Consider the following 14,542-nt stretch of genomic DNA (forward strand, 5'->3'; position numbering starts at 1 on the left):
CTACTTCTCCACGATCATCGAGATTCCCTGTCCGCCGCCGATGCAAAGGGTGGCTAAGCCGTATCGGGCTTCCCGCTTCTGCATTTCGTGGATCAGGGTGACGAGTATACGGGCTCCGCTGGCGCCGATGGGGTGACCCAGGGCGATGGCTCCACCGTTGACATTGACTTTTTCCATATCGGCGTCCAGTTCACGAAGGACGGCCAAGGCTTGTGCGGCGAAGGCTTCGTTGGCTTCCACCAGATCGATGTCCTTCATTTCCAGTCCGGCCTTTTCCAAGGCTTTTCGGGTGGCAGGGATGGGGCCGCAGCCCATGATGCTGGGATCTACCCCGGCAGAAGCGGAGGAGCGGATGGTGACCAGCGGCTTAAGGCCAAGTTCATCAGCCTTTTCCCGGCTCATGACCACCAATACGGCTGCGCCGTCATTGATTCCGGAGGAGGTGGCAGCGGTGACAGTACCGTCTTTCTTGAATGCCGGTCTGAGTTTACCTACGCTGTCCAGGGTGGTTCCAAACTTGGGATATTCATCGGTGTCGATGACCAGGGGATCGCCTTTACGCTGGGGAACATAGATCGGGGTGATCTCATCCTTGAAGCGTCCGGCCTGGATGGCCTTTTCGGCTTTGTTCTGGCTGGATACTGCCAGTTCATCCTGATCCTGTCGTTCCAGATGGAACTGCTCGACGATGTTTTCGGCAGTGACGCCCATATGGTATTTGTGGAAGGCATCGGTGAGTCCATCATAAACCATGGTGTCCACGAGGTTTCCATCACCCATGCGCAGACCCCAGCGGGCTCCAGGCATGACGTAGGCGGATTGGCTCATGTTCTCGGTCCCGCCGGCAACCACGACATCGGCTTCACCCAATGCAATGACCTGGTAGGCCAGTTGAACTGCCTTCAATCCGGATCCGCAGACCTTGTTGATGGTCAGGGAAGGAACTTCGACGGGAATGCCGGCATGGACGGCCACCTGTCGGGATACATTCTGGCCGAGTCCAGCCTGAAGAACGTTGCCCAGGATCACTTCATCCACATGCTTGGGATCCAAAGCGATCTTTTCCAGGGCGCCTTTAACTGCGGCAGTACCCAGTTCGACAGCGGAGATGTTCTTGAATGCTCCACCAAAAGCTCCGATGGGGGTTCTTTGGGCGGATACGATAACGACTTCTCTCATAACTCCTCCTTATGGAATGATTTCTTTCTGCTCTCCATACCCCGAAATATGAGGATGAGAACAACTACATTTATAATTTAAACGTTGTCATTGACAAATGTCGACAATCAAAATCTCATGGTTGCTATAACTGGAAGTTATGAGGTATAGTATAAGCAAGTAATTTGAACATCAAAGGAGATTTCCATGGATATTAATCAGCTGAAGTATTTTGTCGCCATCGTGAATAATGACTTCAATTTGTCCAATGCCTCCAAGAAGCTTCATCTGTCTCAGCCTGCCCTCAGCAAGTATATTCTGAAGTTTGAAGAGGAGGAAAAGGTCCAGCTGTTCAAACGGAAAAATGGACGTCTCGCCGGCCTTACCCCGGCGGGAGAGAACTTCTACAATAACGCCATCTCGGTGCTGGAACATCATGCCGGCATGCTGAAGGAGCTCCGGGAGCACTCCACCACGGTGAAGGGCAGCGTCCGCATCGGGATCCCACCCCTGATCCTCACGGTGCTCTTCACGGAGGTCATGTCCCGGTTCATTTCCCTGAACCCCACCATCCGGTTTGAGATCATCGAGCTGGGGGCCTTCGAGCTTCGAAAAATGCTTCTCCTCAACGAACTGGATTTTGCCCTACTCCTCACCCCCACCAACCTCAGTCCCCTGATCTACGAGGAGGTGATCATCCGCCAGGACGAGCTCACGGCCTTCATGTCCGCGCAAAATCCTTTGGCAGAGAAAGAAATCCTCACCTGGAACGATCTGCGGGGGCGGGATCTGGTGATTTTCAATGAGACGTTCATGATCCACCATCAGCTCATGCGTAAGTTCGACGCCCTGAAGATGGATCCCAAAATCTCCCTCATGTCCGGATCCTGGGACTTCCTCCTGGAGGTGACCCGTACCTCGGAGTTCATCACCATTTTGCCCTCCCCCATCCGGCATCACTTTTTCATCCAGGAGATCAAAGAACGGCACTTTGAATCTCCCATTAACTGGAATGTGGTCTTGACCTATCCCATCAAAACCCACTACACCCAGATCGAGCGCTATGTGAAGAAGAGCATCGTGGAGTACTTTACAGAACACAAGGAAATTAAGAAAATCAGCACGACATAACGAAAAAAAGAAGGAGGGTCATCCCATAAAAGGATGGCCCTCCTGTTGTTCTTAAGAGTAGCAAAGATCTGGATCAGCTGCCGGAGCTTTCATAGCGGCTGATGCCCAGAAGCCAGATGCGGTAGGCCAGAAGGATGCTCACAAGGCTCACGATGCAGGTGAGGAGAATCCCCCGAAAGAGGCTTTCCCGGCCCAGAAAATAGGCGCCGGGGAAATAACCGGTGAAGGCGAAGGGCACCACAAAGGTCAGGAGAAAACGCACGGCCTGGGGATAGATGCCCAGGGGGTATTTCGTGAAGGTGCTGAGCTGATAGGTCATGTAGAGATAGGACTGGGCAAACTTGATCCAGAAGGCGATGCTGGCCACAGCCAGCTTGATGGCCGTGTAGAGAATGCTGGCAGCCACCACCACCAGGAGGAGAAGGAGAAACTTACCCAAGGTAAACGTTAGATTTAGATTCACCGAGGCGTAGCTGAAGAGGAGGATCCCGATGATCAGTTCCCCAAACCCGTCCGGCTGAAACTTTTCAGAGATCAGCTGAAACAGGGGGTTTAAGGGGCGCACCAGGTACTTGTCGAACCGACCCTCCAGGATGATGCTTCCGCTGAGAATCCAGAGGTTGTCCGTGAAGATGTGGTCCAGTCCCCGGGGGATCTGGGCCATGCCATAGATGAGGAGCACCTCGTGGAAGCTCCAGCCCTCCAGGGAGGGAATGCTGTTGAAGATGAGCCGGATGAAGATGACCCCGGTGAACTGGACCAGGATGAAGCCCACCAGGCCCAGGATGAAATCGGTCCGGTACTCCATGAGGGTTTTAACGTACTGGAGGAGGAACTTTAGATATAGTTTTGCATATCGTTTCATGGCCTTAACCTCCCAGGATGGTCAGATTTTTGACCAGGGCCTTCCAGAGAAGGCGGGAAACCCCCATGAGGATGAAGAGCCAAAGGACCTGCAGCAGCATGGCGCGGACCATGGCTTCCCCCGTGAGCTTCTCCAGATAGATCATGGTGGGGGTGTAGATCAGGGAGCTGAAGGGCAAAAAGGCAATGAGCCTTTGGAAGATCGAGGGAAAGAACGCCAACGGGATGAGGGCACCAGAGAAGAGCTGCACAATGGCCTGCATGATCTGGGACATGCCCCACATATTGGTAATCTTGAAGGACAGGAGGCCAAAGGCATAGCTGAAGTAGAAGTTGATAAAAATGCCCAGGAGGATGCTAAGGAGGTAGAAAAAAAGCGTCCCGCCATGGAAGGCCCCCGTGGATTTATAGAACAGCCAGGATACGGCCGCCAGGGCGCCGGCGAAGATGACGACAAAGTTGTAGAGGACATTGCCCAAAGCCTGGAACAGCATCCGCATCTCGTAGCTCACGGGTCGGATGAGGTTGATGGCGATGGTGCCGTCCTTCACCTCCCGGGAAATATCATAGGTGATGTCCACGGAGGTAATGAGGGCGGTGAGAAAGGACACCAGGACATAGAGGACCATTTCTCCCTGGGTGAAGCCATGGAGGACCCGGTCCGGGGAGCTGGCAAAGATGGCCTGCCAGAGAAAATACGTCACGGTGAGCATCATGATCTCGCCCATCATAAAGATCAGCACATTGGCCTTATAGGAGAGAATGCGCTGGAAGACGTTGAGGGTAAAGGGGAAGTAGGCGCGTAGCCTTTTCAGTCGCTGCATGGCTACACCTCGTTCCGGTAAATCTTCTTCACGATGTCCTCGATACTGGTCTCCTTAATGGAGAATTCCAGCACATCCAGGGTACCCATGAGCTGCCTCGTGATTTCCGTGGTGGAGGTGTTGTTGCGGTTGAACTTCACCTGGAGGCGGTTTTCACCGTATTCCAGTTCCAGATACTCGGGATCCAGGCTGCGGATGAACTCTACTTTTTCCGGCAGCACCGGGGAGCCCGTGAGAAATTCGACGCTGGACATATAGCCGAACTTCTCCTTGATGTGGGCGAGGTTGCCGTCATAGATCTTCTTGCCGGCATCGATGATGATGATCCGGCTGCAGAGCTCTTCAATGTCCGTGAGGTCGTGGGTGGTGAGGATCACCGTGGTGCCGTAGGTGGCATTGATTTTCTGGATGGCCTTGCGCACATTTTCCTTCACCACCACGTCAAGGCCGATGGTGGGTTCATCGAGATAGACCACCTTGGGATTGTGGATGAGGGCGGCGGCTAAGTCGCCCCGCATGCGCTGACCCAAGGAGAGGGCCCGGACGGGGGTTAAGAGAAACTCTTTCAGCTCCAGCACTTCATCGAGAAACGCCATGCGTTCCTCAAAGTCCTGGGGAGACACCTCATAGATATCCCGAAGCAACGTGAAGGTTTCCGATAGGGGAAGATCCCACCAGAGCTGGGTTTTTTGACCGAAAACCACTCCGATGTCCCGGGCATTTTTCTGCCGGTCCTCATAGGGGACCACCCCGTTCACCCGGACTTCTCCTGAAGTGGGGGTGAGAATACCCGTCATCATTTTGATGGTGGTGGATTTACCGGCTCCGTTGGCGCCGATGTAGCCCACAATCTCCCCATCCTGAATGGTGAAGCTGATGTTGTCCACGGCGGTTTTCAGGGTGTACTCGGTGGAAAAAAAGGACTTCAGCGCACCCCGGAAACCGGGGTATTTTTTGTTCATGCGGAAAGATTTCGTAAGGTTCTGCACTTCAATCACAGGAATCACCTGACCTTTATAAAGAGAAGCATAAGTCAACGATACTATTATACCCTAATTTATGGCGAAGAGATATCGTTTTGGAAACAAGGACAAGGGGCGCTGGGCAAAAAAATAGCCCGGATGAGTTCCGGGCGAAGAGGCGGTACCCTTAGGTATGCCGGACCACTTCAAAGCGTTCCAGCCCATAGGAAGACTGGGGATCGATGCCGGCCTTCCGAAGGGCAATGGCCACCTGCTCCTTAGCCGTGGTGACGCCAGGAAGATCCGGCAGAAGAAGCCCGGAACGTCCCCGGTGCCGAACGATGACGCCGTAGCGCAGAGGATCCAGTTCCGCGAGGCCGGAGATGGGCTCCGGAGGGCCCAGGACATCGACGCTGTACACCAGAAGCGGAAGCTCCCGGGGGGTCACGGGGGAAAACCGGGGGTCTTCCGTACCGGACAGAACGGCATTACGGAGGATCTCCTCCCCCAGACTGGCGGTGACGGGAGAGATGGTGCCGATGCAGCCCCGAAGTTCCCCAAAGAGCTTCAGGGAGACGAAGACGCCTGCCCGTACCTGGGTGAGGCTGGGAGGCAGCAGCGGCGGAAGCGCAGGGGTTTCCCCTTTTCGCACCTTGGTTTCCAGAGCATAGCGGGCTAGGGCGATGAAAGGGTCCTCCGCCATCCGCAGGCTGTCCAGGCGCTGGGTTTCCTCGCTTAGCTTCTGTTGAAGAAAGGCCCGCTGGGGATTGGCTTCCCCCGGGTAAAAGGAGGCCACGGCGTACCCCACGCCAAAGGGGCCCTCATAGGAGAGGAGCTTTGCCTCCACATTTTGACGATCCAGGGCTCCGGCCAGGATGAGGATGGAGCGAAGTCCGCATTCCGCTGCCGCGGCGGTGAAGTTACGATCCAGCTTCAGAAGCGCATAAAAGTCTCCCTGGGCCAAGGCCTGGGTGACCTGCCGGTCAAAGATGGGCCCTTCTTCGGCAAAGCCGTAGGGTCCCTGAGCTGTGAGCTTATGGGACAGGTCCCCGCTGGCAACCACGACCACGGAGCGACCCGTGGCTTTTGTGGCTTTGGCGATGAGCATCCCCAGGCGATAATGCTCTTCCAGGGGAAGACCGGAAAGGGCGATGCGGACTAGGCGAAGATGGGGATTTTTCGGCTGGATGAAGTAGAGCGGCACCAGCGTGCCGTGATCCAAGGCTTTTTGCCGTCCCCCCAGGGTTCCTCCGGGAAGGTCCTGGGCCTGACAAAGTTCGCTGAGCTTCTGGATCAGCTCCTCATCCAGGGCAGCTTCCAGCTTAACCTTCGGGGCACCAAAGGCCTCAAAGCTTCCGGAAGCGGCAGAGCCATTGGTGAACTGAAAGTAGTCCCCGTAGGCGGGGGCGTGGGGGGAAAGGAGCACCACCGTCTCCGGGTGAAGGACGGCGATCTGCCGGGCCACTTCCTCGTAGGCAGCTGTGGTGGCGTGAATTTCTTTCTCTTCCCCCCGGCCCACTTCCGGCACCAGCAGGGGGGGATGGGGGACCACAAAGGCAGCAAGAATGGACATGGATGGTTCCTCCTTTCGCTAGAGATTGCCCAGATGGATTCGAAGAAGTCCGGCAGCTTTTCCGATTTCTTCGGCCAGATCGAGGGTTTCCTTAGGGGTTATAGGGGTATTGAGCATTTTCCAGGCAGGGAAAAATCGGCTCACATGCCAGGGCACCGTGGGCCCCAGTTCCTTAGCAATGAACCGGGCGATGGAGTCGAGGCTTTCGGGGGAATCGTTGACCCCGGGAATGACGAGGGTGGTCACCTCCACATGGACCCCAGCCGCCACCATGCGCCTTAGGGTCTCCCGCACCGGAGCGGAAGTGCCGCCGCAGTATTTTTGGTAGACCTGATCATCGGCACCTTTGTAGTCCACATTGGCGGCATCGAGATAAGGGAGGAGGAGTTCCAGGGTCTCTGGGGTCATGTAGCCGTTGGTGACCCAAATGGTCTTGAGCCCCGCCTCTTTCGCCCGAACCATGGTGTCCAGGGCATACTCCAGAAAGATGGTGGGCTCGGAGTAGGTGAAGGAAATGGATGGACAGTGGAGGGCCAGGGCATTTTTCACATGCTCCTCGGGGGAGATGAGCCTTCCTTCCACAGGTGCCTGGAAGGAAGGGCTTTGGGCGATTTCCCAGTTCTGGCACCAGGCGCAGCGCAGATTACACCCTTGGGTGGCGAAGGAATAGGTTTTTGTATGGGGAAGAAAGTGGTAGAGGGGTTTTTTCTCCACGGGATCCACCGCCAGAGCGATGGTTTTCCCGTAGTTCAGGGCAAAGAGGATGCCCCTTTGATTTTCCCGGACCCGGCAGAGACCCCGGGCCCCCGGGGCAATGACGCAGCGGTGGGGGCAGGTGCTGCAGCGCACCCGGTCCTCCGGAAGCTTTTCGTAGAGCAGAGATTCCTTCATGGGAAGACCTCCTTTTTCGAGGAGAAAAAGAGTGAGGAGGGAAAGGCGAAGATGGGGAAACGTCCTTTCCTCCGGATCTGTTCACCCTCATTATAGGGGACGGGCGATAATTTTTTGGAAAGATTTCGGGAACAATTTACGAAGATTGCCTTAGGGGAAAGTTGGACGAAATCTTTCGATATCCGTTAAATTCTAAAAAATATGGACGATATAGAAGAAACAGACCATGAGCGAAAGCCGAAACTGACGAAGTATAAGCGATAAAGGATGGAAAAGAATGTTTAGAAAAAAGAAAGTGGAGACCGTCACGGTCACCCTGACGGACGATCTGGAACTGACCCGGCTGAAGGAAGAACAGGATAAGTCTGCCAAGACTCTGGAAGAGACTCTCCTTTCCGTCAACAGCCTCCTGCAGCACATCACCCAGCTGAGCTACGTGAAGGACATGCTCACCGATGCCGAACATCAGGCCCAAATGGTCAATGACCTGGCCGCCAGTTCCCAGGAACTCAGCGCCGCCGTGTCGGAGATCTCTGCCTTTGTGCTCCATTCCAGCGAGAATACAGCGGAGGCCATGAATCTGACCAAGAAGAGTGTGGGACTCATCGGCACGTCCTTCCGGCATATCGACAGTGCCTTTGAAAAAACCCAGGAAACCCAGTCCATCATGCATCGGGTGGACCAGGAAGCCAACAAGATCTCGGAGATTGTGGGGGTCATCAAAGGGGTGGCGGACCAGACCAATCTTTTGGCCCTCAATGCCTCCATCGAGGCGGCCCGGGCCGGGGATGCCGGCCGGGGCTTTGCCGTGGTGGCCGATGAGATCAAGAAGCTGGCCGACAGCACCAAGGAGCATGTGGCCATGATTCAGAAGCTGGTGGGGAGTCTCCATCAGGAAGTGGACCGGTCCACCGGAGCCATCGACGATGTGGCCCAGACCTTCGCCCAGGGCAAAGCGTCCATGGATGAGGCGGTCCTGGCCATCGATGCCATGGAAAAGTCCCTGAAGATCGTGGGCACGAACTTTGCGGACATCACCACCAACATCGAGGAACAGACCGCGGCCACGGAAGAGATGACGGCGAACCTGGTGCTCGTCAACGACAAGATCAAGATTCTTCAGGGGGAGACCGTGAAGACCGGCGGGGCATTCTACGAGATCAGCACCATGATCGACAGCATTCGAAAAAAGGCCCTGGCCCAGTCCCCGAAGCTGACGCTCCTGGCCCAGATGGAGCTCTGCATCACGGATCACCTCATGTGGCGGTGGGCTGTATACAACATGATTCTCGGGTACGAGAAGCTCAGCAGCGAGAATGTGAACTCCCATACCCATTGCCGCCTGGGAAAATGGATCAGCCAGACGGGGAGCAGCATTGAAAAGTTTACCCCGGTGCTGAAAGAAATGGAGAAGCCCCATGCGGGTCTCCACGCCACCGCCGCCAAAGCCATCGAGGCCTACAACAGCGGCAACAAAAATCTGGCAGAAACCCTTCTTCAGGACATGGACAAACTGTCCGCCGACGTGGTGCGACTGCTGAACCAGCTGAAAACCCTTTAAGCTTAATAGAAAAAAAGAAATCCGGGGAACCTTCGACGGGAAGGTTCCCCGGATTTTATTCGTGGGCGGTGAGTTTCTGGAGGGCATCGCTGGATGCCTTCATGGTTTCCAGGGCTTGGGAGGCATGGAGGATCCGGTCGTGCTGCTCTTCAAAGGTGGCCTGGATTTCTTCCACCGCTGCCGCATGCTCTTCGGAGATGCTGGCAATGTTTTCCACCTGGCTCTGGATGATGGAGAACTTCTGGGTCAGCTGTCGGAGGGACGTCTCCTGCTCCCCGGTTTTTATCTGTACTTCCCGGAAGGCTTCTTCCATGAGCTGGAAGCTGGTCCTCATCCCGGTCATGAGGGTTTTTCCCTGGAGGACGGAATCCCGGCTGAGGGAGGTTTCCTCCAGGACTTTGGCGGCACCGGTCAGGATTTCCTGGATGATCCCCGATGCTTTTTTCACGCTGACCCGGCTTTCCTCGGCCAGCTTGCGGACCTCGTCGGCCACCACGGAGAATCCCCGTCCGGCTTCGCCGGCCCGGGCAGCTTCAATGGCAGCGTTGAGGGCCAGGAGGTTCGTCTGGTCGGAAATGCGGGTAATGCTGTCCAAAATCTGGTGGATGCGGCCGATGCTTTCCTCCAGGAGGCGAACCTCCGACGAGGCTCGATCCACCCGGTCGCCGATGAAGGTCATCTGCGTGGAGGATTCCTCCAGCCTTTTCCGGTTGTCCCCCGTTTGAACGGCGGTTTTCGCCGTGATGACGGAGACTTCGGTGGAGGCAGATCCCACCCGGGAGAGGAGCTCTCCGGTTTCTTCAGCCAGGAAGTTGATCTCCTGGACGCTTTGGGCTTCGTCACCCACGCCCTGGGCGATTTCCGCCACCGCCCGGGTAATGCTTTGGCTGATGCCGCTGATGGAGGTGAGATCCTCCGCTGACTGGGCCAGCTCACTCCGGAGGGAGCCCGTTCCCTCGTCAATGGCCTGGAGGGTTTCTTCCAGGGTCTGCAGGAGGCGGGAGGAGTCTTTAGCGCTTTTTGCCGCACTGTCCATGGCGCTTCGGCCCCACTTCACCAGATGGTAGAAGACCACACAGGCTAGGTCGAAGAGGACCATGAAGGAGATGAACTCCTGGAGGCTTCCGCTTTTTAGGACGCTGTGGGGGGAGAGAAGGAAGAAAATGGTGAGAATGAGGTTGAAGAGGATGCCGAAGATCAGGATGAGAAGTTTTTGGAAATAGAGACCCACCATGAGGAGGGAGATGTAGAAGGCCAGGAAGATTTTCGGCTCTCCCTGGGTGATGTGGAGCATGAAGAGGGCCTCATACATGCCTAAGCTTCCGATGAAGAAATTTCGAAACCCTGTGGGGAAGGGGAGGCGATAGACCAGAAGGCCCAGAAAAGCGGCGAGAAGTCCAGAGCCGCCCATGATGAGGGAGTACCGGGGACCGTAGTTGAAAAAGGTCTGCAGGACCAGAGCGCCCAGGAGGCCAAAAACAAGCTTGAGATTGAAGCGGTCAACCCGGCGGTTGTCGAGATGGTTTTTTTCCATGTCCATGATGCACATCCTTCTTTGGTGAAGCCGATTTTACGGATCGTTTTATTCCTCTTATCGGCGAAATTTGCGGAATATTAAGATACAACGCAAGATTTGCCGCTGGATTGCCGGGATCCTTACCCCTCTGCCCGAGGATGGAGGGTTTATTCCATTCTCTTTCATGGTAGAATGAGAAAAAGAGTCTTTTTCGAGGTGATGGGATTGATCCTGATTACGATATCGCGACAGACAGGCAGTCTGGGGGACGAAGTGGCGAAAGTCCTGGCGCAGCGCCTGGAGATTCCCCATATCACACGGCGGTTCGCCGTGGAGCGCTGGTTTCCGGAAATTGCCGGCAAGCATGATCTGCATATGCTCCTGGAAAGTCCCGCCTATTATCTTCGGGAGTCCGCTTCCGGAGTGACCTTTTCCGGTTTTCTGGAAGAAAAACTAAAGACGGTGGTTGAGGAGGGCTCCGCCGTCATCAGTGGCATGGGCTCCCAGCTGCTGTTCAAAGACCATCCCCAGGCCATCCATGTACGCATCATCGGCTCCACGGAGGTTCGGGTGGAGCGGGTCATGAAGGAAAACCGCCTCATCCGCCAGGATGCGGAAAAAATCATCGAGTTCACGGACCGCAAACACAAGAAGTATATCCGCACGGTATTCAACCGGGATTGGGCTGATCCCCAGCTCTATGACCTGACCTTCAACACGGATCATCTGGGGGTTTCGGAAATTGTTGCCTTTATCGAGGAGCTGGCGAAGAAACGGCTGGAAGCGGCGCTTCTGCCGAAAGAGGCCCCGGAAAACGGGGGGAAGCCTCCAGTGGTGTTCAAGAATCCCTCCGAGGAGGAGTTTGCGAAAATCCTGGACCTCTACAACCTGGAATGGGAGTATGAGCCCCGAACCTTCCCCATCCGCTGGGATGCGGAAGGCAACATCACCCAGGCTTTTTCTCCGGACTTTTATCTGCCCCGGTTTGACACCTATCTGGAGCTGACGGTGATGACCCAGAAATATACGGCGACGAAAAAGAAAAAGGCAGAGCTTCTCAGAAAGCTCTACCCGGGGACCAACATTCGGATTGTGTTCAAGGACGACTTCCATTCGCTGATCAAGCGGCTGGGCCATGAGGAAGGAGAGGAAGACTGATGGGAAAGATGGGGCTGGGAAAGATTGTCTTCTCAGAAGAGACCATTCAAAACCGCATTGAGGAGGTGGCAAGGCAGCTCAATGGGGATTATCGGGGAGAACCGGTGGTTCTTGTGGGGATCCTGAAGGGCTCCCTCTACTTTTTGGCGGATCTGTCCCGGAGGCTGACCATGCCCATGAGCCTGGATTTTCTGGCCATTGGGGTGCGCAAGGATGAGCTCACCAAAACCCGATCCATCCATTTCTACAAGGATCTGAACATCGACATTGCCGGAAAACATGTCCTTCTGGTGGAGGATGTCATCGGCACGGGGCTGACCCTTAGCTATGTGCTCCAGCACCTGGAAAGCTGCAGCCCCTTAAGTCTCAAAGTCTGTACGCTGCTGGACAATCCGGAGGAGAGGCTTCTGAACCTGTCCATCGACTATACCTGTTTCACGGCTCCTCCGGGATTTGTGGTGGGTTATGGGCTGGACTACAAGGAGATGTACCGGAATCTGCCCTACATCGCGGAATATCATCGCTGACGCAATCAAAAAGCCCTGCAAGTTGCAGGGCTCTTTGATTACAAACAGGGGCTCCAACGAACCTTTATCAACATCCGTCTTTCCTTGTCTTCCTTTCATGTTTCCCATCGGATCATCGTCTCTAAACTCTTCGTCTGGTGAATCTAAGGTACTTCTTGTCTAAATGTAGGTTTGTCCATTTCTAATTGGGTTTTAAAGTTTTTCGGGCTTTCTAACCTTTTCTTCCATGGGGTTCTTCCTAAGATAAACGGTTTTCTCTTTTCTTGAACAGATATAGTAGATTTTTGGTCTTCAGAGTTTTTGATGGGATGATGATGTTTCGTTTCCCAGTTGACTGAGTCAGCTTTCTGTTTTAGGTATTCCTTGGAGCTTACTTTAATTATAGAGAAGTTGACGGAATATTCAAACTCGGTTCTGGCCCGTTTTTGCCGATTAGCACGGTCTGCGGAAGGTTTGCGTATATTTACGCGGGTTCTCGTTTATTTTTATTCTCAAAGCTTCAAATGAAAACCCAAAGAAGTTTGAATAAAGCGGGAGAACGAAAATTCTGGGGATAATAAATATTCGCTTTCCGTGCATAGTTATGCGGATCCCCGAGAGAAGAGGAGGTCCTTTATCGAGTTTTTCGGTAGATGAGCATGGAGAAATCCTGCTCTTTCATCATTCCTTTTTCCAAAAGAGCTCCGGCCAGGGTGAATCCCACGCTCTCCAGGAGATGCCGGGAGGGGAGGTTTTGCTCTTCGGTATAGGCGTCCAGGAAGCTCAGCTGAAGCTGCGTGAAGCCAAAGTCCGCCACGGCATAGAGGGCTTCTTTCATATAGCCCTGGCCCTGCCATTTTCTTTGGAGGCCAAAGCCCAGTTCAGCACTGTTTAGCCCATCGGCAAAGTTCCAGAGGCTGATGGTGCCGATGACCGTATGGGTTTCCTTGTGTTCCATGGCCCAGAGGAGCCACCGGTTCTCCGCCACCCCCTGATTCATAGCCCGAATATAGGCCAGGGTTTCCTGGAGGGCTCCATCGGGCCGGGTGTCGGTAAAGGCATGGTGCTCCGGATCTTTTCGCAGGGCAAAGAGATCGGGCGCATCCTTCTCCGTCAGGGGACGAAGAAGCAGTCTGGGGGTGAGAAGTAGGGGGAAGGGCGTGAAGTTTCGCATGACCGTCTCCTTTTTTTTGCTAGATTCGATGGACGGGGAAGATACCTTTTCCCCAGACCACGCCTCGAATATCCTTGGAGGCGATGAAGGGGGATTTCCAGCTACGGCTGTCCAGGGAATGAAGGCGGTTGTCCCCCAGGAGGAAGTAGCAGCCTTCAGGAACTGTAACCCTGCCCTCCCCAGGAAAACTCCCCTGAATTTGGGGCTCATGGAGCGCCCGGTCCCCGATGAAGACTGTACCGTTTTTCCAGCTCACCGTTTCTCCGGGAAGACCGATGACCCGTTTTGCCAGGTTTTTTTTCAGCTCCCGGGAGCGGAAGATGACGATGTCTCCCCGAAGAAGGGGATTTTGCTGGGGGCGGTGACGGATGAGGATGCGGTCTCCGGCATGGAGGGTGGGCTCCATGGAGGCCGAAGTGACGAGGCCCCAGGAGAAGACCCAGCGCCGAATGGCCAAGGCCGCCAGGGGCACAAGAAGAAGGCTGGCCCAGTCCGCGAAGGAGAGAAGTTCACCGGGGCAGGCCTTCCCGGGCTTTTCAGTGGTGGTGCTTCGGATGGTCATGGTCTTCTCCTTCCGCAAACTTAAAGAAATGAACATAGGCTTCGATGTAGGCTCGGCCGGCTTCCAGATTATCAGGATCGTAGTTTAGCCTCTGGAGCACCAGGTCCAGCCGCTCCTGGAGCTCGGGAAGTTCCGCCTCGGGCACCAGTCCCTGGAGAGGCTCCAGGGAGCCCTGGGCAATGGCCTGGTCCGCAGCGGCGACTTTCTCCTCCACAGGGGTGCCATGGGGTTTCAGGCCTTCAAAGGAGGCCCCTTCCCCGGCGCGGTGAAGCCGGACTAAGGTTTCCAGGAAGAACCGTTCAGCCAGAGTCTTGGCATCATCGCTGAGATCCCGCACCGCCAGGGCCAGGCGAAAAGCTTCTCGGAGTTCCGGTTCATGGTCTTTCGTGATCCACTTCAGGGCATAGTTGAGGTTCTTCCGGTTAAGGGCCAGGAGCCCGTCCTTGGCAGTGGGACCGTCCAGGGTGTCGCAGTGGGCAGAAACAGCGGCAGGATAGAGAAGGAGCGCCAATCCGGTAAGAATGAGCGGCAGTTTCTTCATGGATATCCCTCCTTTGTTTTTTGGGAGCAGTTCCCATAGGCAGTTTTCTTCGCAGGATCTGACTAAGGCCATCATAGCACAGGGTTGTGAAAAAGCGGTTAACAGTCTCCCCCAAGGATTC

The 14,542-nt window shown here is 55.1% G+C and carries 14 protein-coding genes; 4 read left to right on the top strand and 10 right to left on the bottom strand.

Annotation, left to right across the window (positions count from 1 at the left end):
* A complete protein-coding gene (locus KCG48_RS09680; protein WP_211801710.1) occupies window positions 1–1,179 on the bottom strand; it encodes an acetyl-CoA C-acetyltransferase in 1,179 nt (392 codons plus the stop codon).
* A gap of 186 nt (window positions 1,180–1,365) precedes the next feature.
* Between KCG48_RS09680 and KCG48_RS09685 the strand changes: the two genes are divergently transcribed.
* Window positions 1,366–2,289 (top strand): LysR family transcriptional regulator, encoded by a 924-nt coding sequence (locus KCG48_RS09685; protein ID WP_211801713.1) that lies wholly within the window; start codon window positions 1,366–1,368, stop codon window positions 2,287–2,289.
* Window positions 2,290–2,362: 73 nt separating this feature from the next.
* On the opposite strand, the gene KCG48_RS09690 is transcribed toward KCG48_RS09685, so the two are convergent.
* The 5 genes from KCG48_RS09690 to amrS form a co-directional block, all read right to left on the bottom strand.
* Window positions 2,363–3,154 carry an ABC transporter permease gene (locus KCG48_RS09690; protein ID WP_211801722.1) on the bottom strand — a complete coding sequence of 264 codons (792 nt, stop codon included), beginning with the start codon at window positions 3,152–3,154 and terminating at the stop codon, window positions 2,363–2,365.
* Window positions 3,155–3,158: 4 nt separating this feature from the next.
* Complete coding sequence (locus KCG48_RS09695; RefSeq protein WP_211801732.1) at window positions 3,159–3,977, bottom strand: ABC transporter permease; 819 nt, start codon at window positions 3,975–3,977, stop codon at window positions 3,159–3,161.
* A gap of 2 nt (window positions 3,978–3,979) precedes the next feature.
* Window positions 3,980–4,975, bottom strand: a complete 996-nt coding sequence (locus KCG48_RS09700) for an ABC transporter ATP-binding protein (RefSeq protein ID WP_211801819.1) — start codon at window positions 4,973–4,975, stop codon at window positions 3,980–3,982.
* A 151-nt stretch (window positions 4,976–5,126) separates the two neighbouring features.
* A complete protein-coding gene (amrA, locus tag KCG48_RS09705; protein WP_211801734.1) occupies window positions 5,127–6,512 on the bottom strand; it encodes an AmmeMemoRadiSam system protein A in 1,386 nt (461 codons plus the stop codon).
* An 18-nt stretch (window positions 6,513–6,530) separates the two neighbouring features.
* On the bottom strand, window positions 6,531–7,403 hold the full coding sequence (amrS, locus tag KCG48_RS09710) for an AmmeMemoRadiSam system radical SAM enzyme (protein ID WP_211801736.1): 873 nt from the start codon (window positions 7,401–7,403) through the stop codon (window positions 6,531–6,533).
* Window positions 7,404–7,680: 277 nt separating this feature from the next.
* On the opposite strand from amrS, the gene KCG48_RS09715 reads away from it, so the two are divergent.
* Window positions 7,681–8,964, top strand: coding sequence for a methyl-accepting chemotaxis protein (locus KCG48_RS09715; RefSeq protein ID WP_211801746.1), 1,284 nt, complete (start codon window positions 7,681–7,683; stop codon window positions 8,962–8,964).
* 55 nt (window positions 8,965–9,019) lie between these two features.
* Here KCG48_RS09715 and KCG48_RS09720 read toward each other — a convergent pair whose 3' ends face one another.
* Window positions 9,020–10,504 carry a methyl-accepting chemotaxis protein gene (locus tag KCG48_RS09720; protein WP_211801748.1) on the bottom strand — a complete coding sequence of 495 codons (1,485 nt, stop codon included), beginning with the start codon at window positions 10,502–10,504 and terminating at the stop codon, window positions 9,020–9,022.
* Window positions 10,505–10,699: 195 nt separating this feature from the next.
* Between KCG48_RS09720 and KCG48_RS09725 the strand changes: the two genes are divergently transcribed.
* Window positions 10,700–11,638, top strand: a complete 939-nt coding sequence (locus KCG48_RS09725; RefSeq protein ID WP_230977088.1) for a cytidylate kinase family protein — start codon at window positions 10,700–10,702, stop codon at window positions 11,636–11,638.
* A complete protein-coding gene (gene hpt / locus KCG48_RS09730; RefSeq protein WP_211801756.1) occupies window positions 11,638–12,165 on the top strand; it encodes a hypoxanthine phosphoribosyltransferase in 528 nt (175 codons plus the stop codon). Before KCG48_RS09725 ends, hpt begins: the two co-directional genes overlap by 1 nt.
* 613 nt (window positions 12,166–12,778) lie before the next feature.
* On the opposite strand, the gene KCG48_RS09735 is transcribed toward hpt, so the two are convergent.
* From KCG48_RS09735 to KCG48_RS09745, 3 genes are read right to left on the bottom strand one after another with little or no spacing between them, the layout of a single operon-like run.
* The gene (locus KCG48_RS09735) at window positions 12,779–13,318 is read right to left on the bottom strand and encodes a GNAT family N-acetyltransferase (protein WP_211801758.1); all 540 of its coding nucleotides are present in this window, start codon (window positions 13,316–13,318) and stop codon (window positions 12,779–12,781) included.
* 19 nt (window positions 13,319–13,337) lie between these two features.
* A complete protein-coding gene (lepB, locus tag KCG48_RS09740; protein WP_211801760.1) occupies window positions 13,338–13,880 on the bottom strand; it encodes a signal peptidase I in 543 nt (180 codons plus the stop codon).
* Entirely contained in the window at window positions 13,855–14,421 is a 567-nt protein-coding gene (locus KCG48_RS09745) for a DUF6448 family protein (protein ID WP_211801762.1), read from the bottom strand. The genes lepB and KCG48_RS09745 overlap by 26 nt, the downstream gene beginning before the upstream one ends.
* Window positions 14,422–14,542 lie beyond the last annotated feature (121 nt).

This window comes from Proteiniclasticum sediminis (genome assembly GCF_018128025.1).
Classification (GTDB): domain Bacteria; phylum Bacillota; class Clostridia; order Clostridiales; family Clostridiaceae; genus Proteiniclasticum; species Proteiniclasticum sediminis.

Coding starts and splice junctions, on each gene's coding strand:
- amrS (WP_211801736.1), bottom strand. CDS start 7,403: ATGAAGGAATCTCTGCTCTACGAAAAGCTTCCGGAGGACCGGGTGCGC.
- hpt (WP_211801756.1), top strand. CDS start 11,638: ATGGGAAAGATGGGGCTGGGAAAGATTGTCTTCTCAGAAGAGACCATT.
- KCG48_RS09735 (WP_211801758.1), bottom strand. CDS start 13,318: ATGCGAAACTTCACGCCCTTCCCCCTACTTCTCACCCCCAGACTGCTT.
- lepB (WP_211801760.1), bottom strand. CDS start 13,880: ATGACCATCCGAAGCACCACCACTGAAAAGCCCGGGAAGGCCTGCCCC.
- KCG48_RS09685 (WP_211801713.1), top strand. CDS start 1,366: ATGGATATTAATCAGCTGAAGTATTTTGTCGCCATCGTGAATAATGAC.
- KCG48_RS09725 (WP_230977088.1), top strand. CDS start 10,700: ATGGGATTGATCCTGATTACGATATCGCGACAGACAGGCAGTCTGGGG.
- amrA (WP_211801734.1), bottom strand. CDS start 6,512: ATGTCCATTCTTGCTGCCTTTGTGGTCCCCCATCCCCCCCTGCTGGTG.
- KCG48_RS09695 (WP_211801732.1), bottom strand. CDS start 3,977: ATGCAGCGACTGAAAAGGCTACGCGCCTACTTCCCCTTTACCCTCAAC.
- KCG48_RS09720 (WP_211801748.1), bottom strand. CDS start 10,504: ATGGACATGGAAAAAAACCATCTCGACAACCGCCGGGTTGACCGCTTC.
- KCG48_RS09680 (WP_211801710.1), bottom strand. CDS start 1,179: ATGAGAGAAGTCGTTATCGTATCCGCCCAAAGAACCCCCATCGGAGCT.
- KCG48_RS09715 (WP_211801746.1), top strand. CDS start 7,681: ATGTTTAGAAAAAAGAAAGTGGAGACCGTCACGGTCACCCTGACGGAC.
- KCG48_RS09690 (WP_211801722.1), bottom strand. CDS start 3,154: ATGAAACGATATGCAAAACTATATCTAAAGTTCCTCCTCCAGTACGTT.
- KCG48_RS09745 (WP_211801762.1), bottom strand. CDS start 14,421: ATGAAGAAACTGCCGCTCATTCTTACCGGATTGGCGCTCCTTCTCTAT.